Origin of the sequence: Chryseomicrobium imtechense, from assembly GCF_041475995.1 — a bacterium.
GTDB lineage: Bacteria > Bacillota > Bacilli > Bacillales_A > Planococcaceae > Chryseomicrobium > Chryseomicrobium aureum.
The window spans coordinates 210,216-235,304 of the sequence record NZ_JBGOBM010000004.1 but is presented as its reverse complement, the minus strand read 5'-3'; the positions used below and the strand labels follow the sequence as shown (position 1 = coordinate 235,304).

Annotated in this window: 24 protein-coding genes and 1 other annotated feature; of the genes, 3 read left to right on the top strand and 21 right to left on the bottom strand. The window is 43.3% G+C overall.

Features of this window, described 5'->3' with window-relative positions; genetic code table 11:
* Positions 1 to 106: 106 nt before the first annotated feature.
* The 11 genes from AB5N96_RS06010 to AB5N96_RS05960 all read right to left on the bottom strand — a co-directional run bounded on the left by AB5N96_RS06010 (position 107) and on the right by AB5N96_RS05960 (position 10,280).
* Positions 107 to 1,192, bottom strand: coding sequence for a bifunctional 3-deoxy-7-phosphoheptulonate synthase/chorismate mutase (locus AB5N96_RS06010; RefSeq protein WP_392454094.1), 1,086 nt, complete (start codon positions 1,190 to 1,192; stop codon positions 107 to 109).
* A gap of 178 nt (positions 1,193 to 1,370) precedes the next feature.
* Complete coding sequence (locus tag AB5N96_RS06005; RefSeq protein WP_204590485.1) at positions 1,371 to 1,916, bottom strand: YtxH domain-containing protein; 546 nt, start codon at positions 1,914 to 1,916, stop codon at positions 1,371 to 1,373.
* A gap of 11 nt (positions 1,917 to 1,927) precedes the next feature.
* Positions 1,928 to 2,416 carry a DUF948 domain-containing protein gene (locus AB5N96_RS06000; RefSeq protein WP_204590486.1) on the bottom strand — a complete coding sequence of 163 codons (489 nt, stop codon included), beginning with the start codon at positions 2,414 to 2,416 and terminating at the stop codon, positions 1,928 to 1,930.
* 158 nt (positions 2,417 to 2,574) lie between these two features.
* On the bottom strand, positions 2,575 to 3,870 hold the full coding sequence (gene murC, locus AB5N96_RS05995) for a UDP-N-acetylmuramate--L-alanine ligase (protein WP_499704937.1): 1,296 nt from the start codon (positions 3,868 to 3,870) through the stop codon (positions 2,575 to 2,577).
* Positions 3,871 to 3,882: 12 nt separating this feature from the next.
* Complete coding sequence (locus AB5N96_RS05990; protein ID WP_499704936.1) at positions 3,883 to 6,153, bottom strand: DNA translocase FtsK; 2,271 nt, start codon at positions 6,151 to 6,153, stop codon at positions 3,883 to 3,885.
* A 130-nt stretch (positions 6,154 to 6,283) separates the two neighbouring features.
* Positions 6,284 to 6,901 carry a YtpR family tRNA-binding protein gene (gene ytpR / locus AB5N96_RS05985; protein ID WP_499704935.1) on the bottom strand — a complete coding sequence of 206 codons (618 nt, stop codon included), beginning with the start codon at positions 6,899 to 6,901 and terminating at the stop codon, positions 6,284 to 6,286.
* The gene (locus AB5N96_RS05980; protein WP_499704934.1) at positions 6,902 to 7,711 is read right to left on the bottom strand and encodes a DUF1444 family protein; all 810 of its coding nucleotides are present in this window, start codon (positions 7,709 to 7,711) and stop codon (positions 6,902 to 6,904) included.
* A 37-nt stretch (positions 7,712 to 7,748) separates the two neighbouring features.
* On the bottom strand, positions 7,749 to 8,063 hold the full coding sequence (locus AB5N96_RS05975; protein WP_499704933.1) for a thioredoxin family protein: 315 nt from the start codon (positions 8,061 to 8,063) through the stop codon (positions 7,749 to 7,751).
* A complete protein-coding gene (locus tag AB5N96_RS05970) occupies positions 8,060 to 8,587 on the bottom strand; it encodes a hypothetical protein (protein WP_204590492.1) in 528 nt (175 codons plus the stop codon). The genes AB5N96_RS05975 and AB5N96_RS05970 overlap by 4 nt, the downstream gene beginning before the upstream one ends.
* 57 nt (positions 8,588 to 8,644) lie before the next feature.
* Entirely contained in the window at positions 8,645 to 9,166 is a 522-nt protein-coding gene (locus AB5N96_RS05965; protein ID WP_499704932.1) for a DUF84 family protein, read from the bottom strand.
* Positions 9,167 to 9,206: 40 nt separating this feature from the next.
* Complete coding sequence (locus AB5N96_RS05960; RefSeq protein WP_499704931.1) at positions 9,207 to 10,280, bottom strand: M42 family metallopeptidase; 1,074 nt, start codon at positions 10,278 to 10,280, stop codon at positions 9,207 to 9,209.
* 166 nt (positions 10,281 to 10,446) lie between these two features.
* On the opposite strand from AB5N96_RS05960, the gene AB5N96_RS05955 reads away from it, so the two are divergent.
* Entirely contained in the window at positions 10,447 to 10,764 is a 318-nt protein-coding gene (locus AB5N96_RS05955) for a PepSY domain-containing protein (protein WP_204590495.1), read from the top strand.
* Between the two features lie 236 nt (positions 10,765 to 11,000).
* Here the strand turns inward: AB5N96_RS05955 and AB5N96_RS05950 are convergent, their stop codons facing one another.
* Genes AB5N96_RS05950 through pepV form a run of 6 tightly spaced genes read right to left on the bottom strand, consistent with a single transcriptional unit; the run spans position 11,001 to position 16,217 of the window.
* Positions 11,001 to 11,849: a YtnP family quorum-quenching lactonase gene (locus AB5N96_RS05950; protein ID WP_499704930.1), complete on the bottom strand. Its 849-nt coding sequence runs from the start codon at positions 11,847 to 11,849 to the stop codon at positions 11,001 to 11,003.
* A 10-nt stretch (positions 11,850 to 11,859) separates the two neighbouring features.
* Complete coding sequence (trmB, locus tag AB5N96_RS05945; RefSeq protein ID WP_499704929.1) at positions 11,860 to 12,501, bottom strand: tRNA (guanosine(46)-N7)-methyltransferase TrmB; 642 nt, start codon at positions 12,499 to 12,501, stop codon at positions 11,860 to 11,862.
* A gap of 14 nt (positions 12,502 to 12,515) precedes the next feature.
* Positions 12,516 to 13,433 (bottom strand): diacylglycerol/lipid kinase family protein, encoded by a 918-nt coding sequence (locus tag AB5N96_RS05940; RefSeq protein ID WP_499704928.1) that lies wholly within the window; start codon positions 13,431 to 13,433, stop codon positions 12,516 to 12,518.
* Positions 13,430 to 13,975 carry an RNA 2',3'-cyclic phosphodiesterase gene (gene thpR, locus AB5N96_RS05935; protein ID WP_499704927.1) on the bottom strand — a complete coding sequence of 182 codons (546 nt, stop codon included), beginning with the start codon at positions 13,973 to 13,975 and terminating at the stop codon, positions 13,430 to 13,432. Before thpR ends, AB5N96_RS05940 begins: the two co-directional genes overlap by 4 nt.
* Complete coding sequence (gene dat, locus AB5N96_RS05930; RefSeq protein WP_204590500.1) at positions 13,968 to 14,819, bottom strand: D-amino-acid transaminase; 852 nt, start codon at positions 14,817 to 14,819, stop codon at positions 13,968 to 13,970. Before dat ends, thpR begins: the two co-directional genes overlap by 8 nt.
* Before the next feature lie 3 nt (positions 14,820 to 14,822).
* Positions 14,823 to 16,217, bottom strand: coding sequence for a dipeptidase PepV (gene pepV / locus AB5N96_RS05925; protein ID WP_499704926.1), 1,395 nt, complete (start codon positions 16,215 to 16,217; stop codon positions 14,823 to 14,825).
* Positions 16,218 to 16,443: 226 nt separating this feature from the next.
* Between pepV and AB5N96_RS05920 the strand changes: the two genes are divergently transcribed.
* A complete protein-coding gene (locus AB5N96_RS05920) occupies positions 16,444 to 16,665 on the top strand; it encodes a DeoR family transcriptional regulator (RefSeq protein ID WP_204590502.1) in 222 nt (73 codons plus the stop codon).
* Between the two features lie 54 nt (positions 16,666 to 16,719).
* Here AB5N96_RS05920 and AB5N96_RS05915 read toward each other — a convergent pair whose 3' ends face one another.
* Positions 16,720 to 17,424, bottom strand: coding sequence for a pseudouridine synthase (locus AB5N96_RS05915; protein ID WP_499704955.1), 705 nt, complete (start codon positions 17,422 to 17,424; stop codon positions 16,720 to 16,722).
* Positions 17,424 to 19,064, bottom strand: a complete 1,641-nt coding sequence (locus AB5N96_RS05910) for a putative polysaccharide biosynthesis protein (protein ID WP_499704925.1) — start codon at positions 19,062 to 19,064, stop codon at positions 17,424 to 17,426. Before AB5N96_RS05910 ends, AB5N96_RS05915 begins: the two co-directional genes overlap by 1 nt.
* Positions 19,065 to 19,167: 103 nt before the next feature.
* Here AB5N96_RS05910 and AB5N96_RS05905 point away from each other — a divergent pair, with 103 nt between their 5' ends.
* Complete coding sequence (locus AB5N96_RS05905) at positions 19,168 to 20,421, top strand: BaiN/RdsA family NAD(P)/FAD-dependent oxidoreductase (protein ID WP_499704924.1); 1,254 nt, start codon at positions 19,168 to 19,170, stop codon at positions 20,419 to 20,421.
* Between the two features lie 1,156 nt (positions 20,422 to 21,577).
* Here the strand turns inward: AB5N96_RS05905 and leuS are convergent.
* Together leuS and AB5N96_RS05895 are read right to left on the bottom strand one after the other, a co-directional pair.
* Positions 21,578 to 23,992: a leucine--tRNA ligase gene (gene leuS, locus AB5N96_RS05900; RefSeq protein WP_499704923.1), complete on the bottom strand. Its 2,415-nt coding sequence runs from the start codon at positions 23,990 to 23,992 to the stop codon at positions 21,578 to 21,580.
* A gap of 56 nt (positions 23,993 to 24,048) precedes the next feature.
* Positions 24,049 to 24,263 (bottom strand) — a binding site (T-box leader).
* 43 nt (positions 24,264 to 24,306) lie between these two features.
* Positions 24,307 to 25,074, bottom strand: a complete 768-nt coding sequence (locus AB5N96_RS05895; protein ID WP_204590506.1) for a 3-hydroxybutyrate dehydrogenase — start codon at positions 25,072 to 25,074, stop codon at positions 24,307 to 24,309.
* Positions 25,075 to 25,089: the final 15 nt, after the last annotated feature.

Sequence of the window (25,089 nt, the reverse complement as noted above, 5' to 3'; positions counted from 1 at the left end):
AGTATACAATACTTTTGTATGAAAAACGTATAAAATCATGGCATTTCATGAAAGGAAATCATTTACTTTTAACAACGAAAAAAAGCACCCCGAAGGATGCTCAGTTTTATGCGTGAATCTCATGAGATTTCATGAAATTTTGTAATGAACTGTAGAACTCATCAAATTGCTTCAAGTTCATTTGTTGAGCTTGATCTGATAAAGCAACAGCTGGATCTGGATGAACCTCTGCCATCACTCCATCTGCTCCAATGGCAAGAGCAGCTTTTGCTGCTGGTAACAAGATATCACGACGCCCTGTTGAGTGCGTAACATCTACAAATACTGGCAAGTGCGTTTCTTGTTTCAAAATTGGCACCGCAGAAATATCTAATGTGTTGCGTGTTGCTTTTTCATACGTACGGATACCACGCTCACAAAGAATGATTTGATCATTTCCTTGCGACATGATGTATTCTGCAGCATGAACAAATTCGTCCAGTGTCGCTGAGATTCCACGTTTTAGAAGAACCGGTTTATCTATTGAACCAACTGCTTTTAATAGTTCGAAGTTCTGCATGTTGCGAGCACCCACTTGAATCACATCGATGTAATCAAGTGCTTCTTCTAAATGTCCAGGTGTAACAATTTCAGATACCACGCCCAAACCGAACTCATCTGAAATTTGTTTCAGGATTTTTAATCCATCTAGACCAAGTCCTTGGAAATCGTATGGAGACGTACGTGGCTTGTATGCTCCCCCACGGATAAGTTTTAACCCTTTGGATTGAATTGATGCGGCAACCTCTGCCACTTGTGTGTAGGATTCAACTGCACAAGGTCCAAATACGAATGATGGTTTTCCTTGTCCAATTGGCTCTCCGTTCACAGTAACAATTGTATCTTCTGCTTTCTTTTTACGGGATACCAATAAGGCTTTCTTTTGGTCGTCCACTTGTAGTTCTAAAGCAGTCTTAAAGATTTCTTTGAAAATATGTTCGACTGTAGATTGTGGGAGAGGCCCCTGATTGGATTCTTTTAAAAGATCCAGCATATTGCGCTCACGCAGAGGATCATAGCGATTCACACCTGATTTCTCTTTGACTTTACCGATTTCTTGAACAACTGTAGCGCGTTCATTAATAAGTTTGAGAATTTCGGTGTTCAGCTCGTCGACACGGCTGCGTAGTGTTTCTAATTCTGATTGACTCATTGTGTTGCTCCTCTCCTATGATGCGGTTGAATTTCTGAAAATTGTACTTCATTTTCGAGATACTGTCTATTATAAGGAAGTAGAGTTGAAAAGTCACGTAAAATAATTTAACGCTTCAACTCGTTAAAGTTATTTAGCAAAAAATACACCCCGCATTGCGAGGTGTTGGTGCCTATTACTATTTTTTTTCTTCTGAATCTTTTAATGCGTCTGAGAAAGCTTCGCCCACTGGAGAAGTTTCTGTATCTACATCTTCTACTGTATTTGATACAGTTTCCAGTACGTCCATTTCTTCTTCACCTTCAGATGAAGCAGTGCCATCATCCATCGGAGGAGTTTGGTTCTTCTTCACTTTACTTAATAACTGGTTAGAAGAATCCGAAACTTTTTTAGAGATTTCTGTCGTTTTTGTTTTAGCGTTTTGAGAAAGATCAGCTGACTTTTCTTTAATAGTTAAAGCTTGTTCAGAGATAGTACCACGTAGTTCAGTTCCACTTTTTGGTGCTAGTAACAAAGCAGTAGCTGCTCCGATGATTCCTCCTACTAATGCGCCTAACAAAAAGTCTTTGCTTGCAGATTCTTCACGGTAGATTTCATCATGACCCACATAATTTTGTGGTGCATAGAACGTCTCACCTTGTGACGCATAAGAAGCTTCGTGATCGTAATACTCTGTATTTTTGCGGCTATCGCCATAACTTGGTTTATTTGAGTAGTTTGTCATCGTAATTCCTCCTATAAAGTAGATTGATATGATGAATCTTCTTGCTTCGTTTGTTTTGCTTTATACGTATAGTAACCCGCTTCTTCTAATGATTTACGCTCTTTCCATTGATCGCGAATCCCTAATACTACATTGCTCCACTGCACAACTTGTGCAATTTTGTCTTCATTTTTTTCAACTTCATTCGTTACAGAGCTTGTAATACGCTGCATAGATGAATTGAACTGGTTAACAGTATCCCCAAATCCTTTAACAGATGTGACAAGACCGTTTAATTGAGAAGACTTGTATTGAATATCTTCTGTTAGAGCGTTTGTTTTGTGTAGTAATAGTGCCGTTTCTTTTGTCATGTCTTGCAGGTTGGAATCTAAGTGCTCGACTGTAACAGCAACGTTGGCCAATGTTTTCTTTACTGAAAACAAGGTAATCGCCATGCTGACACAGAGAACAAGGAATCCGACTGCTGCAATAACGGCAGCTATGTACAATAAGTTCTCCATCTACTGTTCCTCCTTTAGCTAACTTTCAATTGCTAGTTTTAGTATACCCTGTGACATCCAAGATAAACTCCACTGCTTCTTTTTTCCCATGTTCCTATTATGGCAATAGTGCTCCTTAGATTTCAAGTGAAAATAAAAAACCGCCCCGAGGCACGGTTTTAAATCAACTTCTCATAAGCCTGCTGGAATTTCTGGACGTCTCCTGCTCCCATGAACAGGAACACTGCGTCTTCGTGGACCAAAAGTGGTGACACATCACTTTCCGATAAAATTGCACTGTTTGGCGTCAATTTCTGAAGATCATGAATCGTTAACTCCCCTTGTGCTTCACGAGCAGATGCAAAAATCTCACAGAGATAGATCTTATCTGCTTTACTCAATGCGTCTGCAAACTCATCTAAGAATTTTGCAGTACGTGAGAACGTATGAGGTTGGAAGACAGCAATCACTTCTTTGTCTGGATACTTCTGACGAGCAGACTGAATTGTAGCTGTAATTTCAGTTGGATGGTGTGCATAATCATCGATTAGTACACGTGCGTCTTTAAACGTTTCTGTGAAACGACGTTTAACCCCTCCGAATGTTGATAGACCTTTGGCAATCGCTTCTGCTGGAATCTCTTCAAAATGACAAAGTGCGATGACTGCTAGTGCATTTTGAATCGTGTGATCGCCGTACATCGGGATATGGAATCGGTGATAAAACTCATCACGGATCATCACATCAAACGTAGTACCATCCGGGGTCTTCTCGATGGATGTCGCTTGGAAATCGTTGCCACTCTCAATCCCGTAATAGATAACCGGAACCGAAGCCGTGATTTTCAGTAAGTCATCGTCATCTCCACAAGCAAAGATTGCTTTTTTGACTTGAGACGCCATCTCTTGGAACGCAGAGAATACGTCTTCTTTACTAGTGAAATAATCTGGGTGATCAAAATCAATATTTGTCATCACAGCATAATCTGGATGATACGCTAGGAAATGTCGACGGTACTCACACGCTTCAAACACAAAGTTCTCAGCATCTGCTAAGCCGTTCCCCGTTCCGTCCCCAATTAAATAAGAGGTTGGTGAATACACGTTCAAAACGTGTGATAACAAACCAGTAGTTGAAGTCTTCCCATGTGCTCCTGTTACAGCAACAGATGTGAACTGACTCATATAATTCCCTAAGAAAGTATGATAGCGAATAATTTCTGCACCGGCAGTTCTTGCTTTTTCAAGCTCCGGATGAGAATCTGGATACGCATTTCCTGCAATCACAATCATCTCTGCGGTAATATCTGCTTGTTCGAATTCATAAACATTGATTCCTCGTTCATGAAGAGGTTTTTCAGTGAAAAAGAACTCTGATTTATCTGAGCCTTGAACGTGATGGCCCACGTCATGGAGGATTTGAGCGAGCGAACTCATCCCCGATCCTTTAATTCCTGTAAAATGATAGGTTGTCACTTGGGTTCCTCCTTACAAAATTTCCTGTAAAAACTCTTCGGATACGAGTACTTCACGTGGTTTACTTCCATTTTGGCCTGTGATGATGCCTGCTGTTTCCATAGCATCCATTAGCCGTGCTGCTCGATTATAGCCTAAGTGGAACTTTCTCTGCAATAGAGAAGTCGAAGCAGCGCCATGTTCAATAATAAAACGGCATGCTTCTTCAAATAGCTCATCCTGTTCTTCCACTTCGACTGCGCGCACAATTAAATCTTCTTGTTTGAAAATGTAGTCTGGTTCTCCTTGCGAACGAGCATGCGCAATGATTCTGTCGATTTCATCATCCGAAACATAAGTCCCCTGAATCCGGATTGGGCTTGCCATCCCACTTCCGAGGTATAACATGTCCCCTTTTCCTAACAGACGCTCAGCTCCTTGTTGGTCAAGAATCGTCCGGGAGTCGATCTGAGATGAAACAGAGAACGCAATACGCGTTGGAACATTAGATTTGATGAGACCCGTGATGACATCAACACTTGGTCGTTGCGTAGCTAGAACGAGATGGATACCACATGCACGCGCTTTTTGAGCGATTCGGCAAATCGAATCCTCTACGTCCTGTGGCGCGGCCATCATCATATCCGCAAGCTCATCAATGACAATTACGATGTATGGAAGTTTTTTCGAAAATTTGCGAGCTTCAATTGCATTCTGATTAAAGCGAGAAATGTCACGTACTGCTGCATGTGCGAACAACTGGTAGCGTCTTTCCATTTCCTCAACTGCCCATTTTAGTGCAGCAGCAGCAGCTTTCACATCTGTTATGACAGGGCTGATTAAATGAGGGATATGGTTAAATGGCGCTAATTCCACTACTTTTGGATCAATCAGTAACAGTTTGACATCGCTCGGTGAAGCTTTATATAACAAGCTAATGAGCAGTGAGTTAATAAAGACAGACTTTCCAGAACCAGTGGCACCAGCAATCAAGCCATGTGGCATTTTGCGCAAGTCCATTGTCACAGGTTGACCATGCAAGTCGAGCCCCATTGCCACTTCAAGTGGAGAATCTGCATTTTTAAAGGCAGGTGCTTCAATTACTTCCGATAATTGCACAGCACGTGACACACGGTTTGGAATTTCTATTCCGATTGAGCGGCGCCCAGGAATCGGTGCTTGGATACGAATGTCTTTAGCAGCAAGTGCTAATTTCAAGTCATCTGTTAAATTACGGATTTTACTTACTTTTGTCCCCTGCCCTACCGTTAACTCAAACTGAGTGACAGCTGGACCTTGGACAATAGAGATCACTTCAGACTGAATCTGGAAATGTGCGAGTGCCTCGACAAGATGCTCGGCTTGTTGATCCATCCACTCATTATCATCCGATTTATGTACAGGTGCATGTAGGAAGTTGGACGCTGGCATTGCATAGTTGGGTACAATAGGTTCTTCTTTTACTTCAGACTTCATATCGCGTGTCTCATCAAGAGGTACAGCTGGTTGCGCTGGCACTTGAATCGGCTCTTGTTTGAGCTGAGTAGGTACAGATACTTTTTGTTCAAGCTTACGTTTATCCGAAGAAAGCATCAATACATTGAAAGGTTTGATTTTTTCTTTCGGGCGCTCTGGCTCGGGTACAGTTTCTTCAACTACATTCTCCGCTTGTTCAAGGGCTACTTGCTCAATTGTTGCTGTTGCTTCTTCATTGTTTAGATTTACTGACTGTTCCACCACTTGCTCTTGAGGCGCAGGAATTTCATCCTTCATCTTATCTACTACAACTGGTTCTGTCCTTAAGGCTTCACCTTTAGTTGGAATATCGAGTTCAACAGCTTGCACTGGTAACTCTTCCTGTTGTTCAGCTGTCCAATCATAGTGAGATGTGCGCATTGTTCGTGTGATGCTAGCTGCTGATTCTTGCTCCGTCTTCAGCCCAAAGACTGGCGAAGGAACGACAGATGGCACGTAGCGCTTTTTTGACCGTACAATTTCTTTTTGCACAGGCTTATTTGAAACCGGATCTTGCTGGCGTTTCGGAGTACGCGGCTCTGAAGGAGCGTACGGCTTTTTCGGTGCCTGTGGCTCAGAAGGCGTATAGTGATTTTCATATGAATAACTTGAAGGCGTTGGCTCAAATGGAGCTGCCGTAGGTTTATTTACTAGATAGTTTTTTTCATCGTCCGAAATGAGCGGGAAGCGGAATGGTGGCTGCTTCTTCACCGGCACTTCTTCAAAGGATGATTGTTCTGGTATTTCTTCTTGTTGGTTTTGTCGGAATAATCGTTTTACCCATTCCATGGTGTTCTTCATCCTTTCTATCTCTCCATTTTACCAAGAAAAAGGCCTGACGTCTGTAGGAATTTCGTACACACGTCTAGGTAGAAGTGATGTTTTAGTAGGAATAAAAAAAGCACGCCAGATGGCATGCTTAGAAAGTAATAGATAACGTTTCAAAAGGTGTACCTGGAACGACTGAAGAGTCTACGACGAGAATACCTTTTTCTTGTGGTGCATTGGGAATTGCTAGCTCTTTTGCAGAACAAATCATCCCAGAAGAGGGAACGCCTCGAAGAACAGCATCTTTGATTTCAAGACCTGATGGCATTGTTGCGCCAACTTTCGCAACGACGACGTGTTGTCCTTGTTCGATATTCGAAGCTCCACATACAATTTGCAATTCTTCATCTCCAACATCCACTGTTGCAACGCGAAGTTTGTCTGCATCCGGGTGAGCTGTTAGTTCTTTCACATGCCCGACAACGAATTTTGGAGTGAAGTCAGCTTTTAATTCAAGTGGCACATCATTTTGATCTAGAATTTGTTGTAGTTTTGACACCAATTCAGGAGATAGTTCAACAACTCCGTCTCCAGGCAACTTTTCATATGTTGAAAAACAGAATAGATTACACGCTACTGTTTCATTTGTCACTGCATCTGTAACGAGGGTAACGTCGCCAAAGCGTTCAGTTGAAAGTTCATTAGTAGTAGAACCTAATTCGATTAATAAGACGTCACCGATTCCTTTTGTATTGTAATACACGCGCATTTAGTTGTTCTCCTTTTGATTAGCATGCTTTCCGAGAATAAAAATCGGTTCAAGCTCGCCTTCTTCGTATAAAAATGACAACGATGTGATTGGTACAATTCCCACTGTAAAGAAGTGCATCGTCATTTGGGCTAAAATATCGTATCCAGCATCATTTCGAATGTCTCCAATAATCAAAACATCCTGATGAGGAATAGCGAGTGTCATCTCACCTTCGACTTTGTCTTGCATCTCCTTCATCAACCGATCGTTTAAAATGCGACTCGCATCGTAGCCATCATTCGCGTTGAAAAAGTAGTACTTGTTTCCTGCAACTTCATCTACTTTATACGCAGTTGGTAAATTGCGCAATTGGAATAGTGCAGACTCTGTTACTTCTTGTTCAGTCATTTGCAATTTCCCTAGCAGGTCTTGATCGACTAAGCGGTACGTAGACCCTAAATCCAGTGCATAGAAAATACGTGTCTCTGCAGTGTGAGGTCTAGTGATGAACGGCACACCTTGCTTCGACTTTGTTGGGAATGAAGTCGCGCGAATAACAGGATAAATTGTTGGATTCAAGTAGCGTTCTGTTTGCTGCTCTTTTTCCATCGCGTCAAATGTTTCGTGAATCATATAGACGACTTCTTCGATCGCCTTTTCCTTCTTTTGTCCATACTTCGCAATCACTGGACCGAGTGACAATTCAATTGTTCGGTTCACACGTTTATGTGTGAGTTTGAGAATATTGGTTTCACGATTGTAGGAATACGTATAATCCTCTTCGAGTAATGATGTTTTTAACTGTGCAATCAGCTGCAAAGGCTTCATTGAGAGCACTCCTTTCTCAGCTTCAAAATGAAACGGCTCACGCGAGTGAACCGTCTAAAAACTCTTCAATTTGTTGTTGTGTCTTGCGGTCTTTACTAACAAAACGTTTCGTTTCTAACCCTTGTTCAAAAACGATGAAACTTGGAATGCCATAGACGTCCATCTCTTGGCAGATTTCGATGAATTGATCTCGATCAACTGAGACAAATGTGTAGTGTGCAAACTTCTCTTCCACTTCTGGCATGAAAGGATCGATAAAGTGACAATCTGGACACCAACCAGCTGTAAATAAGAATACTGTGTTGCCTTGTTTTAGCTCTTCAAACTGTTCTTTTGACTGTAAATCAATCATTGTGACGCCTCCTCAGTTTGGTATGAATGCACAATCCGCATCATATCTTGTAATTTTGTATCAATCGCTTTGTCATTTGTTACGGTGGAAAGCTTTACGCCGCCGCGGCTAACAATCAATTCAAATTGATCATCTGAATGCGCGACCACAGCTGCGAACCCAAATTGGTCACTCAATTCATTCGTTTCTTCTTCCACAATTTCTTTTGAAGGATCCGATACGAGTAAATCATAATACAGTCTGCTAGTAGCTGGTTCATTCTCATTTATAAATAACACATACGTGTCGTTTGAGTGATTCAATAATATATTTGGTGCCTCTGACCCTGTTTCTACTTGATAGCCTGATGGAATGAATAGACCGTGTTCGCCAACTTTTTCATTTGGTTGCTCAGGTGTCTCTTCAAGTAATTTAGTTGCGCTTCGCACACCTTCAGCTGCTTGTTCTTCAGGTGATGCACAAGCTGCGAGTACAAGGACGAGAGCCAGTGGGACAAGTAAAAATCGCCATTTACGTTTTATCATTTGATGGCCTCCCTTCTTTTTCCCCGCCCTCTATTGTACCTGTCTAGGCAAAAACAATCAAACAACTGATTTTTGACGCATCCATTGGCCGATGAGCTGCAGCACGATATGTTCAAACATCGCACTTCTATCAATGAGCCCATTTGTGAACACGCCGATAGCCCCTTCATTATGGCGAATATTTTGTTTGTTCGTATAAAGATCCATTAAAGGTCCAAGTTCTTGTCCCGCACGAATCCCCTCTGCGATTTCTTCCGGGAGAGGTAATCCAGCGCCCATTGCAGTGAACGTCTCTCCATCTTTTGTAACAAGTGCTCCCCAATTACACAAATACAGAGTCCCTTCGATCCACTTGACTCCACCTTCTAGGCCGATTGCAATTTCTGATTCCGTTTCACGCAATGCGTGAGTTGCTCGGTTTATCGCGCCTCGTCGTGTTTCCTCATCTGAGATGGGCTGTGCTGCCACATCTGATTCTGCAGGAAATGGTTGAAAATCAAAGATCACTCCAGCTTTTTCACATGCATTTTTCACAGCTTGAATTTTCGCTTTGTTTTGTGTTCCAATAGTGCAAATCATATCAGTTCCTCCTATTAAAGAAAGTGCCCCGAAGGACACTTTAAACGTTTTCTTTGATCGTTTTCAATGTAGTAGCATCTGCTGATTTCACAAGTTTGATGAGCAGTTCTTTCGCTGCCGCGTAATCGTCTGTGTGAATGATCGAAGCTGCCGTATGAATATAGCGCGAGCAGATTCCGATCACTGCACTTGGAACCCCTTCGTTTGCCGTGTGGACACGTCCTGCATCGGTCCCACCTTGTGAAATGAAATACTGGTACGGAATTTTGTTTGTTTCAGCCGTATCCAAAATGAATTCACGCATTCCACGGTGAGTCACCATCGAACGGTCTAAAATACGCAATAATGTTCCTTTTCCAAGTTGACCAAATTCATTTTTGTCGCCAGACGCATCATTCGCTGGACTTGCATCAAGTGCGAAGAATAGATCAGGTTGAATCATCGTTGCAGATGCTTGTGCTCCACGAAGACCAACTTCTTCCATTACGTTTGCACCAGAGAACAATTGATTCGGTAACGTTTCACCTTTTAGTTCTTTTAACAGTTCAATCGCAAGACCCACACCATAGCGGTTGTCCCACGCTTTTGCCATGATTTTTTTCGGATTTGCCATTGGCGTAAATGGACACACTGGAACAATCTGATCACCTGGACGGATGCCCATCGCTTGAACGTCTGCTTTATCGTCTGCCCCGACATCAATCAACATGTTCTTGATATCCATAGGACGATTGCGTACTTCTTCGCTCAACAAGTGCGGCGGGATTGATCCAATCACACCAGGAATTGTTTTTTCACGTGTCACGATATCTACACGTTGCGCGAGCATGACCTGATTCCACCATCCACCAAGCGGCTGGAAACGAATCATTCCGTTTTCTGTGATGCTAGAAACCATAAATCCTACTTCATCCATGTGTCCGGCAACAAGAATGCGAGGGCTATTTTCAGGTCCCTTCTTGACACCGAAGATGCCGCCCAAATTATCTTGAATGATGTCATCTGAATATTTTTCTAGTTCTGAACGTACGAAGTTACGTACTTGGTGCTCATTTCCTGGCGTTCCAGGTAGTTCTGTTAATGTTTTAAACAACTGCAAAGTTTCTTGATTCACTTGTAATGTCCCCCTTAACAAAATCACTCTACTTTCTAGTGTAGTAGAATCTAGTACAAAATTCCATCTTTTCTTTCGATTTTCGAAATAGCTAATGTTTCGTTTTCTGTTTAAAAACGTATATACTGTTTGTAAGGTATTTTTTGTATAGAGGAGGAATTCGTAAATGAGATTACGTGATTATATGATGGGTCTAGGAACAGGTGTCGTGATTGGGGTCGTCGCTTCACAAGCAGCTAGTCGCTATATTCCAAGTGTGACAGCGGATCAAGTTTTAGAGCAGGTGAAGGAAGCCTTTAAGCAAGAGGGGCCAATTGACGGGTCTTGGGTCTATATGAAAACTGAACCGTTTCATGTTGGCTTTATCGAGACAGAAGTTTTTAAAGGTGGCATTACGCGTATGAAAAACGGGCAGACTGAAAACTACGAGTTTGCAGCGGATGCGCGTACAGGCTCTGTGTTAGAGATTAAAAAGATTTCATAAATGAATGGTGAGTGAAACGAATCGCTGGAGCAGCGGTTCGTTTTTTTATTTGGTGTGTAGTTTGGTTGAGCGGCCGTTCATCGGACGAAGCGGCGATTTGTTCGACACTAAATGGGATTTGTTCTACCCAAATCGATTTTTATTCTACCGAAATCAGATTTGTTCTACCGAAGTCATGTTATGGAAACTATTCGCCAACAAAAAACCCGGCCCCCACTCCAGAGGCCGGATCCAAATTAAGGTGTACGTTTCACAGCGTCGACAATTTCTTTACCGTCCGGTGACCATTTCAACAAACGATAAAACGAGTCATGGTAGAAACTTACCCAGTACCCGTTGTCGAGCACTTCTTTCACTAACTTCTCTTTTGTAAAGACAGACGTCATCGGATAATCATCATACGCTAAAACCCATAACGGACTTTGGTGCGCATGTGTCGGCATCAAATCTGCAAAATGAATGATCGTCTCTCCGTTTTGTTCCATCTTGATGATGCTATGGCCATCACTATGACCACCTGTATGAATCATTGTAAGACCTGGAATGACTTCGTGCGTTTCTGAGAAGGTTTGCACCTGCTGCTCAATTGGCTGCCAGTTCTCTTTCCAGTATGTATTGCGTGAACGAACATTCGGATTGCGCATCTCGTTCCATTCTACTTCCGACACAAAGATTGTCGCATTTGGGAACGTGGAGCTGTATGAACCATCTTGCTCTAAACTCGTCAATCCAGACGCGTGATCAAAGTGCATGTGAGTCATCATAATATGCGTGATGTCGGCGAATGTTAAGCCGAGCTCTGCTAACTGCTCGTTGACACGAGATTCGTCCGTAATGCCGTAGTTGCGCTTTTTCTTATCATCAAACTTCCCCGCATTTAGTCCGGATTCCAACAAGATTTTGTAGTCACCTGTTTGAATGAGTAGTGGATCACACGGAAGTTCGATTTGATTTTGTCCATTGACCGGATATCTTTTTGACCAAAGTGGTTTCGGAACGACGCCAAACATCGCTCCTCCATCCATATTGGTTGTACCGCCTTTTAACCATGTAAACGTAAATTCCCCAAATTGATACGTGTCCATTTCTTCACCCCTAGTTGAATTTTGCTTCAAGTCGATAAATCGGCTGCCCCTTTGCAGCAAACTTTTCCTCATACTCTGTTCGTACATTGTCCTCTGGCTCGTTGGCATGCAAATCGAGCGAGACAAATACTAGTTTCATGCCAAAATCGGTCATGCTCATCAAAGAAAACTCAAATAAGCCACGATTGTCGGTTTTAAAGTGTACTTCTCCACCTTCTGGTAGCAACTCTTTATAGAGTGTCAGGAAGTTGGCATGCGTTAGACGACGTTTCGCATGACGGGTTTTTGGCCATGGATCCGAGAAGTTCAAATACACTTGACCAATGTCGCCTTTATCAAAATACTCTGTGAGGTCTTTTCCGTTTACATTCAATAGACGTAAGTTTGGAAGAGATTCCTGCTCCAGTACTTTTTCAAGAGCAACCACGATAACAGAATCATACAATTCGATTCCGATGTAATTGATGTGCGGGTTTTGACGTGCCATGCCAATGACAAAGGCACCTTTTCCTGTTCCAACTTCGACATGAACGGGGTTTGTGTTCCCGAACTCTTCATGCCATTTTCCTTTTCGTAATTCCGGGTCCGCAATAACGACTTCCGGATGGGCTTTAATATAATCTTCAGCCCATGGTTTATGACGTAAACGCATAGTTGTTCACCTTTCTATTTCACGGGCATTGCCCAAGTTTGTGGCTTCAATGAAACCTCTGCCCATTCATGAGGCAGCAATTCACCGCAGAATTCTCCGTCGGTATGCCCAATTGTTGCATGTGCGAAGCGAAAGCGAAAGCTAGTGCCGGAAAAACTTTGGACTGCTTTCAACTTTGTGTGCCAGCCTATAAAGACCGTACCAAATAAAACAAGTAATTTCCACCTTGAAATGTTTGATACGACGGTTGCTTCCAGAATTTCATCCACCGGATTCGATTGAGGAGAAATTTTCATTCCACCTCCAAAATACGATTGATTGCATACGACAACAAACCAAACATCCGGTATTTGATGCGGCCGCCCGTCAATTTCAAGGTGTAAAGAGGACGGCTTATACGTGAGAAGCTCCTTCACGACGACTCCGTAATACGCTACTTTCCCAAGACCAAAACGGTTGAATCTTTTTTTCCAGATCGAACGATTGGCTGCATAGACGACCTTTGCGTCAAATCCATATCCCGCATTGTTCACAAAAATTGCGCGATTGAGTGGCGTTGATAATTGACCGATACGCATCTGAACAGAAATTGTTGATTGCATTAGTAAGTCAATCTCTTCAGCGGACTTAACGTTTGTGAATGTCCGACCAAAATCATTGCCACTGCCTGCAGAGAGAGCCACGACTTCTACATGGGTGCTTCCTGCACATCCCTCAATCACTTCGTGAACCGTTCCGTCTCCTCCAATCGCAACAAGTAGGGTTGGCTGAGCATCTTGACTGATTTTCTGCGCAAATTCGACTGCATGTCGATGGTATTCGGAAAAGAAAACTTCATACGGTTTCGCCAGTTGCTTTTCTACTTGATACCATTTCTTTAATGCTTGACCATTGCCAGCCGCTGGATTTACAACTACAACGAGCCGCTTCATTGAAACAACTCCAGTTGCAGTGGAAAACTTGCAATCTGTTCATAACTGGGGCGCATACCTTTGTTGACACGGAACAGACAGAACTCGGCTACCTCCCAGCTTACTTGTGCTTGGCCTGTAAACCGAATGTCCTCTATTTGTCGTGTACGTTTTGCAAGCGTGACATGGGGAACATAAGGTGATTTTCTATCTGCCCCGAATCGTGACGTGACGGCCCACACTTTTTGTTCAAGCTCATCTAGTGCTTGATTTCCTTCAACCGCTGTATAGACGACACGAGGAATTTTGCCCTCTCCAAACCCAGCAATCTCCGTGGTACTCATCGAAAACGGTTTACTCTTCAATTCTGAGAGTAGCTGTTGAAGCTGTTGGAGCTGATCTGAAGACAGCTCTCCGATAAAAGACAAAGTGCAATGTAAATCAGTTGCATGCGTAACACGGCGGTAATAGTGCTCGAGTTCAAGTGTTTGTTGCAGATTTATAAAATAGGCATGGTATTTAGAAGGGACCGGGATCCCTACAAAATAATGCGCATTAGACATGAAGTTGTTGTGGCAGTTTTGCTTCGAATGCTTGCTGTAGCTTTCGAGTCCATTCCCCTGGCTTGCCATCTCCAATTACGGTTTCATCGATTTTCACGACTGGCATGACCTCGATTCCAGTCGACGATACAATAAATTCATCCATATGAAGTGCTTGTTCCTTAGTAAAGGCTTCTTCTACGACAGGAAGACCGATTTCTGCGCAACAATCCAAAATGACTTGACGCGTGATTCCGTTCAAAATCAAGTTGTTTACAGGGTGTGTATAAAGAACTCCATTTTTAATGCCATATGCGTTCGACGACGAACCTTCTGTAATGACTTCTCCGCGATGCTGCACCGCTTCGAAACAGCCTTTTTGTACGGCTTCTTGTTTTGCCATGACATTTCCAAGCAGATTTAAAGATTTTATGTCACAACGTAACCAGCGAACATCTTCGACTAAACAAACAGTAACTCCCGTTTCAAGTTCGTTGACAGGTCGTGCTGATTCGCGTGTGTAGCCTGTCACAACAGCTTCCACTGCAGGATTCGGGAATGCATGGTTCCGCGGCGAATGACCGCGAGTTACTTGTAAGTACACAATCCCTGTTCCTAATTCATTTTCTTCGATTAATTGATGAATCAAGTGATGCAGCACATCTTTTGTGTACGGGATTGCCATACCGATTTTATCGGCACTCGCATACAATCGGTCGATATGTTCTGTTGCAGTGAATACGTCTCCGTTGTATACCTTTACAACTTCATAAATGCCGTCTCCAAACTGATAGCCGCGGTCTTCGATGCTGATATGTACAGCGTCTCGTGCAACAAGTTGATCATTCCAAAGTACTTTTTCCATGAGTTAGTCCTTCTTTCCCGCGAGTTCAGCAAGTGCATCTGCATAGATTGCTGTCGCTTTTAGTAGATTTTTAATGTCGACAAATTCATCGGCTTGGTGGGCAACGTCTGCTTCTCCTGGGAACACCATACCAAATGCAACTCCCTTTTTAAGCACACGCGCATACGTTCCGCCACCAATTGCGAGAAGTTCTGCTTTTTCACCAGTTTGTCTTTCGTATACAGTAGATAACGTCTGAATCAGCTCATCGGATGCATCTACATAATGCGGACCTGAGTTTGAACTGACACGCACGTCGACTTTGTTCTGTTTGAAATAGTCCGTAATTTTCTCAACGAGTTCTTCAAACGGTGCGCTGACGGAGTAGCGCATGCTCACTTTGATTGTGAACCCTTCTTCACGCACAAAGTGAAGGACACCCGCATTGTAGGTTGTTTCACCTGACATTTCGTCAGAAAAATACCCATCAAATGTTTTTCCACGGGAATCGCTTCCGAATGCATCCACCAAAGTCTTCACGAATTTCGCACCTTGCCCGCCTATATTTAACGTAACAAGAAATTCTGCCAGTTTGACTGCAGCATTGATCCCGTTATCCGGCTCCATCGCATGCGAGGATTTTCCGCTGACTATAAGTGAAGTTTTCCCGTTCACGTTTTGCGCTTTTCCCTTTAGGTTATTTGCAAATAAAAATTTCTGGAAAGAGGCCTCGAGTTCGCTAAGTGGCAACTCGAGAAGCGCATTCGCTTCATCTGGCACCATGTTCGTACGTTCTCCTGACTGGAAAAATACTAGTGAAGAAGCCTCGTTTGTTGACGACTGAGACAATTCAATCCCTGCGATTCCTTTTTCCGCATTGATAATTGGAAAATCAGCGTCAGGCGCAAATCCTAGTGTTGGCATCTCTTCAGTTTCAAAATAACGCCGCACACAGCGGAATCCACTCTCTTCATCCGTTCCGATGATTAGACGAACGCGTCGCTCTAGTGGAATACCTGAATCTTTTACAAGTTTCATTGCCATCCAAGCAGCCATAGTCGGTCCTTTGTCGTCGATCGTGCCGCGCCCAATCATTTTTGAGCCGACGATTCGTCCTTCAAATGGTGGCACACTCCACCCATCCCCCGCTGGAACAACATCTACGTGACCGAGAACACCAATCAGTTCATCCCCTTGTCCCATCTCGATATGTCCTGCGACGTTTGCAACATTCTTCGTCGTCATTCCCTGCTCTGCTCCAAGATGCAGAAGGTATTCGAGTGCTTCGAGAGGTTTGGGTCCAAACGGGGCGTCTTCTGTAGCAGCAGATTCATCCAACACACTTTCTATAGAAATTAACTGCTGGAGTTCTTTCAATAGCTCGTCTTTTCGTGCTGTGGCTAGTTCAAACCAATTCATGGTAGTCCTCCTCAAGATGAATAATGCTTCTATTTTACACCGAAATAGCATTAAGGTTTTGTAAAATCAGCAAATTTTCTAGAAAATTGTTGCAAAAGCGCTTATAATGAAATTGTCAGATAGTTTTAGAATAGAACATAAAGGGGATGTCTAAAGTAACTAGTTAACCGTTTTACCAATCGTCCGCTAGTCGAGTCAAGGATACGATAAGAAGGAGTGGTTACGAATGAAACCAACTACTGATCGGATGCTCAATCGAATTAAAGATATGTATATGTTCATCCGTGAGAACGGAACAGTAACAACACAAGATTTAGTCGAAGAATTTGGCATCACTCCTCGCACGATTCAACGAGATTTGAACGTGCTAGCATTTAATGACCTAGTCATCAGCCCTGTTAGAGGGAAATGGACAACGACGAACAAACGCGTTAAAATCTCATCGTAGACAACCCACAACTTAGAACGAAGAGAGGCCCCAATCGGAGCCTCTCTTTTATGTTTACTGTAAGTTTTTGAATTCTTCTTCTGTGAGTTCCCGGTAGTCACCTTCAGAAAGTGTCTCATCTAAACGAAGATTAGCCATTTCAAGACGTTTTAAGTAGACGACTTTTTTCTCTACCGCTTCAAACATCCGCTTGACCTGATGAAACTTTCCTTCTGTGATGATGAGTTCAATCTTCGAAACCGAATCACTTTCGAGTATAATCAGTTCTCCAGGCTTCGTAATGTATCCTTCTCCGATTTCCACACCACGCGCAAACGCTGCAACATCTGCTTCCGTCACAACACCCTCCACATGAGCATAGTACTTTTTCGGCACTTTCTTTTTAGGAGAAAGCAAACGATGTGTTAGATCGCCGTCATTCGTTAGCAGCAAGAGTCCGACAGTATCTTTGTCTAGACGACCGACTGGGTGAAGATCGTAATGGCGAACATCCGCATCCAATAAATCGAGCACCGTTTTGTCTCGGTGGTCTTCTGTTGCAGAAATGACTCCCGGTGGTTTATTCATCATTAAATATATATACGGCTTAAATAGTACTTGTTCATCATAGACACGGATATCCGCTTTGTCTGGATCAATGGATAAACCACTGTCCTTTACAAGAACTCCGTTCACAGTGACAGCTCGTGCTTTCACAAGCTGTTTGACTTCTTTTCGCGTTCCAATGCCCATGTTCCCTAAAAACTTATCGAGTCGCATCATGAAATTCCCAACTTTCTAGTGAAACGAGTTAAACGCTCTCCAAAGAGCTTTTGAGCAAGACCGAGTTTCAAGCTAACAAACCCGTAAAATGCTGCTCCTACCCCAGCAGCTCCTGCAATAATGACAATAGATTGCAGTTTGGAATCTGGATTTAAGAAAAGCTCTAACAGTTCCTTCGTGAAGAACGCTAGTACAAGCATGACTGCAGTAAGTCCCACAATCAGTACTAAGCGTCTGAAAAGCATCTTAGTCTCGTATGCAAGGAAGTAACGGATCACCAGGAAATTCAATGTGATGGCTGTCAAGTAGCCAACAGATGTTGCGAGTATTGCTCCATTTGTCTCAAAGAGTTTAATAAACGGTACGTTCAGCAGCATTTTCACGAGTATGCCAATCATCAAGTTCAATATGATGAGTTTTTGCTGATCGATTCCTTGGAGAATAGCAGTAGTTACCGGGTATAAAGCGAACAAGATTGCAACCGGTGCATAAGCGGCTAAGATGCTCGCACCTGTTTCGCTTGCTTCGTAAAACACCGTATAAAATTCATACGACAATAGAGAAATACCCATTGCCGCAGGAAGCGTTAAGAACACAAGAATTTGGAATGTTTGATTCAGTGAACGCGTCAATCCTGCGATGTCTTGTTTAGCATAATATGTCGTAATCAAGGGAATCAGTGTCATCGCGAATCCCATCGCAAGCATGACCGGAATCATCACAAGCTTGTGGCTCGAGAAGTTGAGCATCCCTAGCAACGTATTGGCTGTTCCTTTCGCGACACCGATCGCTTCCATTGACGACACGAACGTAATCATATCGATAAATTGGAAAAGCGGATTAATGACCCCAACAAGGGCGAACGGAACCGTGTAAATCAGCATTTCTTTGTAAATCGTTTTTAAAGATCTTGTTGATTCTGTTGTCCCCGTGTAATTCATCATTTCATCGAACTCAGGTCGTAGCTTCTTCCAGTACCAAAACAGAACGCCCATACTCGCAAGTGCACCGATAAATGCAGCGAATACAGCAAATGAAACTGCCGTCTTCTCAGTACCACCAATTAGTTTTACAACGACAAATGCTCCTACAAGTAGTACAGCAATACGAACAATTTGTTCAATCAATTGCGATACTGCAGTTGGCGTCATATGTTGATAACCTTGGAAAAAGCCACGTATTAAACTCATCGCCGGAACGACTAGCACGGCGAAGCTGACGTATTTGATTACAGTCGCCACATCATTGACGTTGAATGGTAGATTTTCATCGACATCTCCTGATGCTTGTTGATTCATCACTATTTCTGCGAGTGGTTGCGCCATAAAAAACAAAACGAGAAATCCGACAAACCCAGTTCCAAGCATGATCAATCCACTAGATTTTACAAGTTTTCGTCCGGTCGCGTAATCGCCCATTGCATTATATTTCGAAACAAACTTACTGACTGCTACCGGAACACCGGAAACCGCAATGGCTAGCATAATCGTATAAGGAACATATGCGTATTGATAAAGCACCACATACTCTTCCCCAATCAGTTGATAAAACGGAATTACATAAAGTACGCCAAGAATTCGTGATAAAACGAGCCCGAGCGTTAATATCATAGTACCTTTCAGCAAATTTCCTGCCATCATCATCTTCCCATCTGCAAAATGTCTATCTTTCAGTTTACAACTCCTCACACAAAAGCTCAATGTTGTATACTAAAAAGAAAAAAAGGATTGTGACCAATTCATGTTTGATGTAATCGTAATCGGCGGCGGGCCGTCTGGACTTATGGCGGCGTGCGCTGCAGGTGCCGAAAAGAAAAAAGTTTTACTCATTGAAAAAGGTACGAAGCTCGGAAAAAAATTAGCCATTTCTGGTGGCGGACGTTGTAACGTAACAAATCGGCTGCCTCAAGAAGAAATCGTAGAGCACATCCCAGGAAATGGTCGTTTCTTGTACAGTCCATTCTCTGTATTTAATAACGAAGACATCATTGCGTTTTTTGAAGCGTTGAATGTTCCCCTAAAAGAAGAAGATCACGGGCGCATGTTCCCCGTTTCGAACAAAGCCATGGATGTTGTCAATGCTTTGATTGACGAAATGAAACGCTGGCATGTAGACGTCCGTCTACAAACAAAAGTTGCGAAGCTATTAATGGACGATGAAAAAGTACTTGGCGTTCGCCTCGAAGACGGTACAGAAATTCGCGCGCATGCCGTTGTAGTTGCCGTTGGTGGAAAAGCAGTTCCGCAAACAGGCTCGACGGGAGATGGCTACCCATGGGCAGAAAAAGCTGGCCACACAGTAACGGAACTTTTCCCGACAGAAGTACCCGTTTTATCTTCTGAAGCATTTATTCGCACAAAAGAATTGCAAGGCCTTGCTCTTCGCGATGTTGCCGTGAGCGTGCACAACGCTAAAGGCAAAACACTAGTAACGCATCAGATGGATATGCTATTCACGCACTTTGGCGTCAGCGGTCCCGCTATCTTGCGTTGCAGTCAATTTGTTGTAAAAGAACGTAAGAAAAATGGTGGAAAACCCGTCGAACTGCGCATCGATTCATTGCCGGAAATGAACGGTGAAGAAACGTTCCAACATGTGTACGGTATTTTAAAAGACGAACCAAAAAAAGCAGTGAAGAATTCATTGAAAGGCCTTGTCCCGGAAAGATGGCTGTTATTTTTGCTGAAGCGTGCGGAAATCAGTGAGGACTTGCGTGGTGAAGAGTTGTCAGCTGAACGCGTACGTACTTTCTCTACATTGTTGAAGTCGTTTTCGATGCTAGTCGATGGTACGCAGCCACTTGAAAAAGCTTATGTGACGGGTGGCGGTGTTTCAATCAAAGAAATCGAGCCAAAGACGATGGCGTCGAAGAAAAAGCACGGGCTTTATTTCTGCGGGGAAATTTTGGATATCCACGGCTACACGGGCGGCTACAATATCACAGCGGCCCTTGTTACAGGCAGAGTTGCGGGGATGAGTGCGGCGTCACTTTAGATGTGGAGCCGACTGTTCAGAAATTGTGCAAGATGACAGCGGAGCGCGTGAAGCGCTCTTTGCTTCATGGGATGCGTTGGCATCTTGCGGGATTTCTAGGAGGCGCAACTCGATTACTCTAGATGTGTAGAACGCCACTCTAGAAACTCCGAGGAAATCAGACGTGCCCGTGAAGGCGCTTTTCAGCCTTTGCGGGTGCGGCTGATTCCGGAGCGTGTTTCTGGCGTTCGGAACTCGATTTCGCCTAGATGTGGAGCCGACTCCAAGACATAGAGTTAAGTAAAATTGATAAAGGAGATCCCATGAAAAATCGGGCACTCGAAAACTGAGCGACCGTTCTTCTACCGAAAGTGAAATTTATTCTACCCAAAGTGGGATTTAATCTACCCAAATCGAAATTTATTCTACCGAAGTCGTATTATGGAAACTAATTCAAAAAATAAGTGACAGGCACCAAATGGGAACTGTTGGAAATAAAAATGGTGTTATATAGGGATTCGTCGCAATTAAAGAGAGAAATCGGTGCCTGTCACCCATCAAAAAAAGGAAATAAAATTCCAAATATAGAATATTATGATATTATTATGTTAAGTGAAGTACTAATTCAACATATTTAAAATTTTGGAGGCTGATATGAGTAAATCTAAATTTTGGAGGCTTATGTTATCTGGAATACTGACTGGTTTCATTTTATCAGGCATTTTAAGATGGACAGATAAAGGAATTTCATTGGAAAATATCTTTCAGGCTCTTCTGGGTGATCCCAGTTTCATCTCGGTTACGATATTAATAGTTGCCACATTACTATTTTGCTATGTAATAATTGCTGGGTCTTACAAAAATAGTGTAAAAGTTCGTAGATGAGAAGGTACATAAATAACAGTTAATAATTCAAATAAAGAACTCCATTAACTTGGAAGTTCTTTTTTTGCGATTAAAGTTGGTATCAAATCCCGGAAGCCAGGTTGTCATTTCCCGGGCCATCTGAGTTTTCCTGAGACCCGGCAACGAAGATGAAAGTGCCCTTCTTTCAGCTTACGTGGGGAGGCTCAGGGAAACTCACCCAGGAAATGGCAACCTGGGTGCAGGGATTTCCACTTTTAATGAACTCAATCAAAAGCCCCCTCCACCAAAATAGATGAAGGGGGCTGATCTATTATCCAACGACAATATTGACCATCTTGCCAGGGATTGCAATCACTTTGCGGATTTCCTTGCCGTCTGTCCACTCTTTTACTACTTCGTTTTCAAACGCAATTTTCTCCATCTCTTCACGAGAAGCATCTTTCGCCACAACGACTTTCGCACGAAGTTTTCCGTTCACTTGAACCGGAATTTCGATTTCGTTATCGACCAATTTGCTCTCGTCATACATTGGCCATTCTGCATATGTGATGGACTCTGTGTGACCTAAGTGCTGCCACAACTCTTCCGCTACGTGCGGTGCAATTGGGGACAACATCTTCACAAAACCTTCTGCATAATGCGTTGGCACAACATCGGCTTTGTAACATTCGTTAATGAACACCATCAATTGCGAAATGGCTGTATTGAAACGAATGCCTTCGTAGTCTTCTGTCACTTTTTTCACTGTTTGATGGTAGACCTTCTCAAGTGTTGTGTCCGATGACTCTTGAACTTTTGCAGCAAGCGTCCCTTCTTCTGTCATCATCAAACGCCAGATGCGGTCTAGGAAACGACGAGAGCCGTCTAATCCGTTTGTTGACCATGTAACAGCTGCTTCAAGTGGTCCCATGAACATTTCATACATACGTAATGTGTCGGCACCATGTGAAAGAACGATATCGTCCGGATTTACAACATTGCCTTTTGATTTTGACATCTTCTCGTTACCTTCCCCAAGAATCATTCCTTGGTTAAATAACTTCTGGAATGGCTCTTTTGTGTGGACGACGCCTACATCGTACAACACTTTGTGCCAAAAACGCGCGTATAGCAAGTGAAGAACAGCGTGCTCGACTCCACCGATATAAATATCTACAGGCAGCCAACGTTTCAATAGCTCTGGATCTGCGATTGCATCCGCATTGTCTGGATCGATGTAGCGGATATAGTACCAGCAGCTACCTGCCCATTGTGGCATGGTGTTAGTTTCACGACGACCTTTCATGCCGGTTTCAGGATGTACCACGTTCACCCATTCTTCAATGTTCGCAAGTGGTGACTCGCCAGTGCCGCTCGGTTTGATGTCTGTCGTTTTTGGAAGTTCTAGAGGAAGCTCATCTTCCGGAACTGTCGTCATTGTGCCGTCTTCCCAGTGAATGATTGGAATCGGCTCACCCCAGTAACGTTGACGGCTGAATAGCCAGTCGCGCAAGCGGTACGTGATTTTCTTTTCGCCGACACCATTGTCCGCTAACCAATCAATCATTTTTGTGATAGCTTCTTCTTTTCCTAAACCATCAAGGAATTCCGAGTTCACATGCTCGCCGTCCCCAACGTATGCTTCTTTTGTAATGTCTCCTCCAGCCACGACTTCCTTGATTGGTAAGTTGAATTCAGTAGCGAACTCATAATCACGCTCGTCGTGTGCCGGAACCGCCATGATAGCACCTGTTCCGTAAGTAGCAAGTACATAGTCTGCAATCCAAATCGGCATTTTTTCACCAGATACAGGATTAACGGCATAAGCACCTGTGAATACGCCTGTCTTTTCTTTCGCAAGATCCGTACGTTCTAAATCACTCTTTAACTTCACTTTATCTAAGTAAGCTTCCACCGCTTCTTTTTGATAAGCTGTTGTGATGTCCGACACTAAAGCATGTTCAGGAGCAAGCACGGCATACGTTGCACCAAACAAAGTATCTGGACGCGTCGTAAACGCACGGAAGCTCTTATCTGTTCCATCGATTGCAAACGTGATTTCAGCACCTTCAGATTTGCCAATCCAGTTGCGCTGCATATCTTTAATGCTTTCCGGCCAGTCCAGTTCTTCTAAATCATCCAGTAAACGCTCTGCATATTCAGTGATACGTAACACCCATTGACGCATCGGACGTCGCTCGACTGGGTGGCCGCCGCGCTCTGAAACGCCGTCGACAATTTCTTCGTTAGCAAGAACAGTACCAAGAGCTGGACACCAGTTCACAGCCACTTCATCCACATACGCCAAGCCTTTGTTATACAGCTGAATAAAAATCCACTGCGTCCACTTGTAGTAGTTCGGATCCGTCGTATTAACTTCACGGTCCCAATCATAGGAGAAGCCAAGATCTTTCATCTGACGCTTGAACGTCGCTACGTTTTGCGCAGTGAATTCAGCCGGGTCGTTTCCTGTATCTAGTGCGTATTGCTCTGCAGGAAGACCAAACGCGTCCCACCCCATTGGATGTAATACGTTGTACCCTTGCATACGCTTCATACGGCTCAAAATATCTGTAGCCGTGTATCCTTCTGGGTGTCCTACGTGTAGGCCAGCTCCTGATGGATATGGGAACATGTCTAGTGCGTAAAACTTTTGCTTTGAGTTGTCGTTCTCTGTGCGGAATGTTTTGTTGTCATCCCAAAATTGTTGCCACTTCTTCTCGATTTCCTGATGCGGAAAACTCATTGTAGTTCCTCCTTGTTGGTGGCGCATTTTAGACAATAAAAAAACTCGCCCCTTAAAAAAGGGACGAGAGAAATTTAGTCTCACGCGGTACCACCCAAATTAGCAGAATTCTGCTCAACTTGATTCCTTAACGCGGAATACGAAACAGACTACTAAATGTTCGCCTGTTTGACTCAAAGGGGAGTTCAGAATCGGATTTCACTGGTTTGCACCACCCACCAGCTCTCTAAAGAAATCTACAGTTCCTACTGATCCTTATCACAGTCTGTTATTGATTGTAATTGTACCGGAAGACGCGCCGTTGTTCAAGTGCTTTATTGAACTGTGTAGCCGCCGTCTAATACGACTGCCTGACCTGTCATCCCTTTTGCTTGCTCGCTCGAGATAAACATCGCAAGGTCTGCAATTTCTTTTACGTCTAGTAGACGCTTTTGAGGAACTAATGGATAGATGACTTCTTCAAGTACACTTTCAAGTGGCACGTTGCGTGTTGTCGCTAAGTCTTGCATCTGATTGCGCACGAGTGGTGTATCCACATAACCTGGGCAAATCGCATTGACTGTGATGCCGTCTGCTGCCGTTTCAAGTGCAGCCACTTTTGTTAATCCAATCACGCCGTGTTTCGCTGAGTTGTATGCAGCTTTCCCTGCAAACCCGACAAGACCATTGATAGACGCCATATTAATAATGCGGCCGAAACCTTGTTTACGCATATGCGGAAGTGCGTGTTTCGTTGCGACAAACGGTGCTGTCAGCATGATTTTAATTAGAAGTTCAAAACGCTCTGTCGGAAAATCTTCAAGCATTGCCACGTGTTGCATCCCAGCATTGTTAATTAAGATATCTAGTCGACCAAATGTTGCAACTGTCTGATCAATCGAAGCTTTCAATTCCTCTTCGTTTGTCACGTCACATTTAATACCAAGGCTGTCGCCACCAAGCGCTGCAGCGGATTCTTTTACTTTTTCTTCGTTAATGTCTGTAAGCACAACTTTGGCTCCATTTTTGAAAAACTCTTCTGCAATTTCAAAACCGATCCCTTGAGCTGCTCCTGTAATTAATACAACTTTATCTTGTACCATCGATGTCCCTCCTGT

Coding starts and splice junctions, on each gene's coding strand:
- AB5N96_RS05990 (WP_499704936.1), bottom strand. CDS start 6,153: ATGGAATGGGTAAAACGATTATTCCGACAAAACCAACAAGAAGAAATA.
- AB5N96_RS06005 (WP_204590485.1), bottom strand. CDS start 1,916: ATGACAAACTACTCAAATAAACCAAGTTATGGCGATAGCCGCAAAAAT.
- pepV (WP_499704926.1), bottom strand. CDS start 16,217: ATGAATTGGTTTGAACTAGCCACAGCACGAAAAGACGAGCTATTGAAA.
- AB5N96_RS05975 (WP_499704933.1), bottom strand. CDS start 8,063: ATGATTGATTTACAGTCAAAAGAACAGTTTGAAGAGCTAAAACAAGGC.
- AB5N96_RS05955 (WP_204590495.1), top strand. CDS start 10,447: ATGAGATTACGTGATTATATGATGGGTCTAGGAACAGGTGTCGTGATT.
- thpR (WP_499704927.1), bottom strand. CDS start 13,975: ATGTCTAATGCGCATTATTTTGTAGGGATCCCGGTCCCTTCTAAATAC.
- ytpR (WP_499704935.1), bottom strand. CDS start 6,901: ATGCGCGTGTATTACAATACAAAAGGAATCGGTGACGTCTTATTAATC.
- AB5N96_RS06000 (WP_204590486.1), bottom strand. CDS start 2,416: ATGGAGAACTTATTGTACATAGCTGCCGTTATTGCAGCAGTCGGATTC.
- AB5N96_RS05915 (WP_499704955.1), bottom strand. CDS start 17,424: ATGCGACTCGATAAGTTTTTAGGGAACATGGGCATTGGAACGCGAAAA.
- AB5N96_RS05970 (WP_204590492.1), bottom strand. CDS start 8,587: ATGATAAAACGTAAATGGCGATTTTTACTTGTCCCACTGGCTCTCGTC.
- AB5N96_RS05965 (WP_499704932.1), bottom strand. CDS start 9,166: ATGATTTGCACTATTGGAACACAAAACAAAGCGAAAATTCAAGCTGTG.
- AB5N96_RS05920 (WP_204590502.1), top strand. CDS start 16,444: ATGAAACCAACTACTGATCGGATGCTCAATCGAATTAAAGATATGTAT.
- trmB (WP_499704929.1), bottom strand. CDS start 12,501: ATGCGTTTACGTCATAAACCATGGGCTGAAGATTATATTAAAGCCCAT.
- leuS (WP_499704923.1), bottom strand. CDS start 23,992: ATGAGTTTTCCGCATCAGGAAATCGAGAAGAAGTGGCAACAATTTTGG.
- AB5N96_RS05950 (WP_499704930.1), bottom strand. CDS start 11,849: ATGGACACGTATCAATTTGGGGAATTTACGTTTACATGGTTAAAAGGC.
- AB5N96_RS05910 (WP_499704925.1), bottom strand. CDS start 19,064: ATGGCAGGAAATTTGCTGAAAGGTACTATGATATTAACGCTCGGGCTC.
- AB5N96_RS05905 (WP_499704924.1), top strand. CDS start 19,168: ATGTTTGATGTAATCGTAATCGGCGGCGGGCCGTCTGGACTTATGGCG.
- AB5N96_RS05940 (WP_499704928.1), bottom strand. CDS start 13,433: ATGAAGCGGCTCGTTGTAGTTGTAAATCCAGCGGCTGGCAATGGTCAA.
- dat (WP_204590500.1), bottom strand. CDS start 14,819: ATGGAAAAAGTACTTTGGAATGATCAACTTGTTGCACGAGACGCTGTA.
- AB5N96_RS05980 (WP_499704934.1), bottom strand. CDS start 7,711: ATGAAGCCTTTGCAGCTGATTGCACAGTTAAAAACATCATTACTCGAA.
- AB5N96_RS05895 (WP_204590506.1), bottom strand. CDS start 25,074: ATGGTACAAGATAAAGTTGTATTAATTACAGGAGCAGCTCAAGGGATC.
- AB5N96_RS06010 (WP_392454094.1), bottom strand. CDS start 1,192: ATGAGTCAATCAGAATTAGAAACACTACGCAGCCGTGTCGACGAGCTG.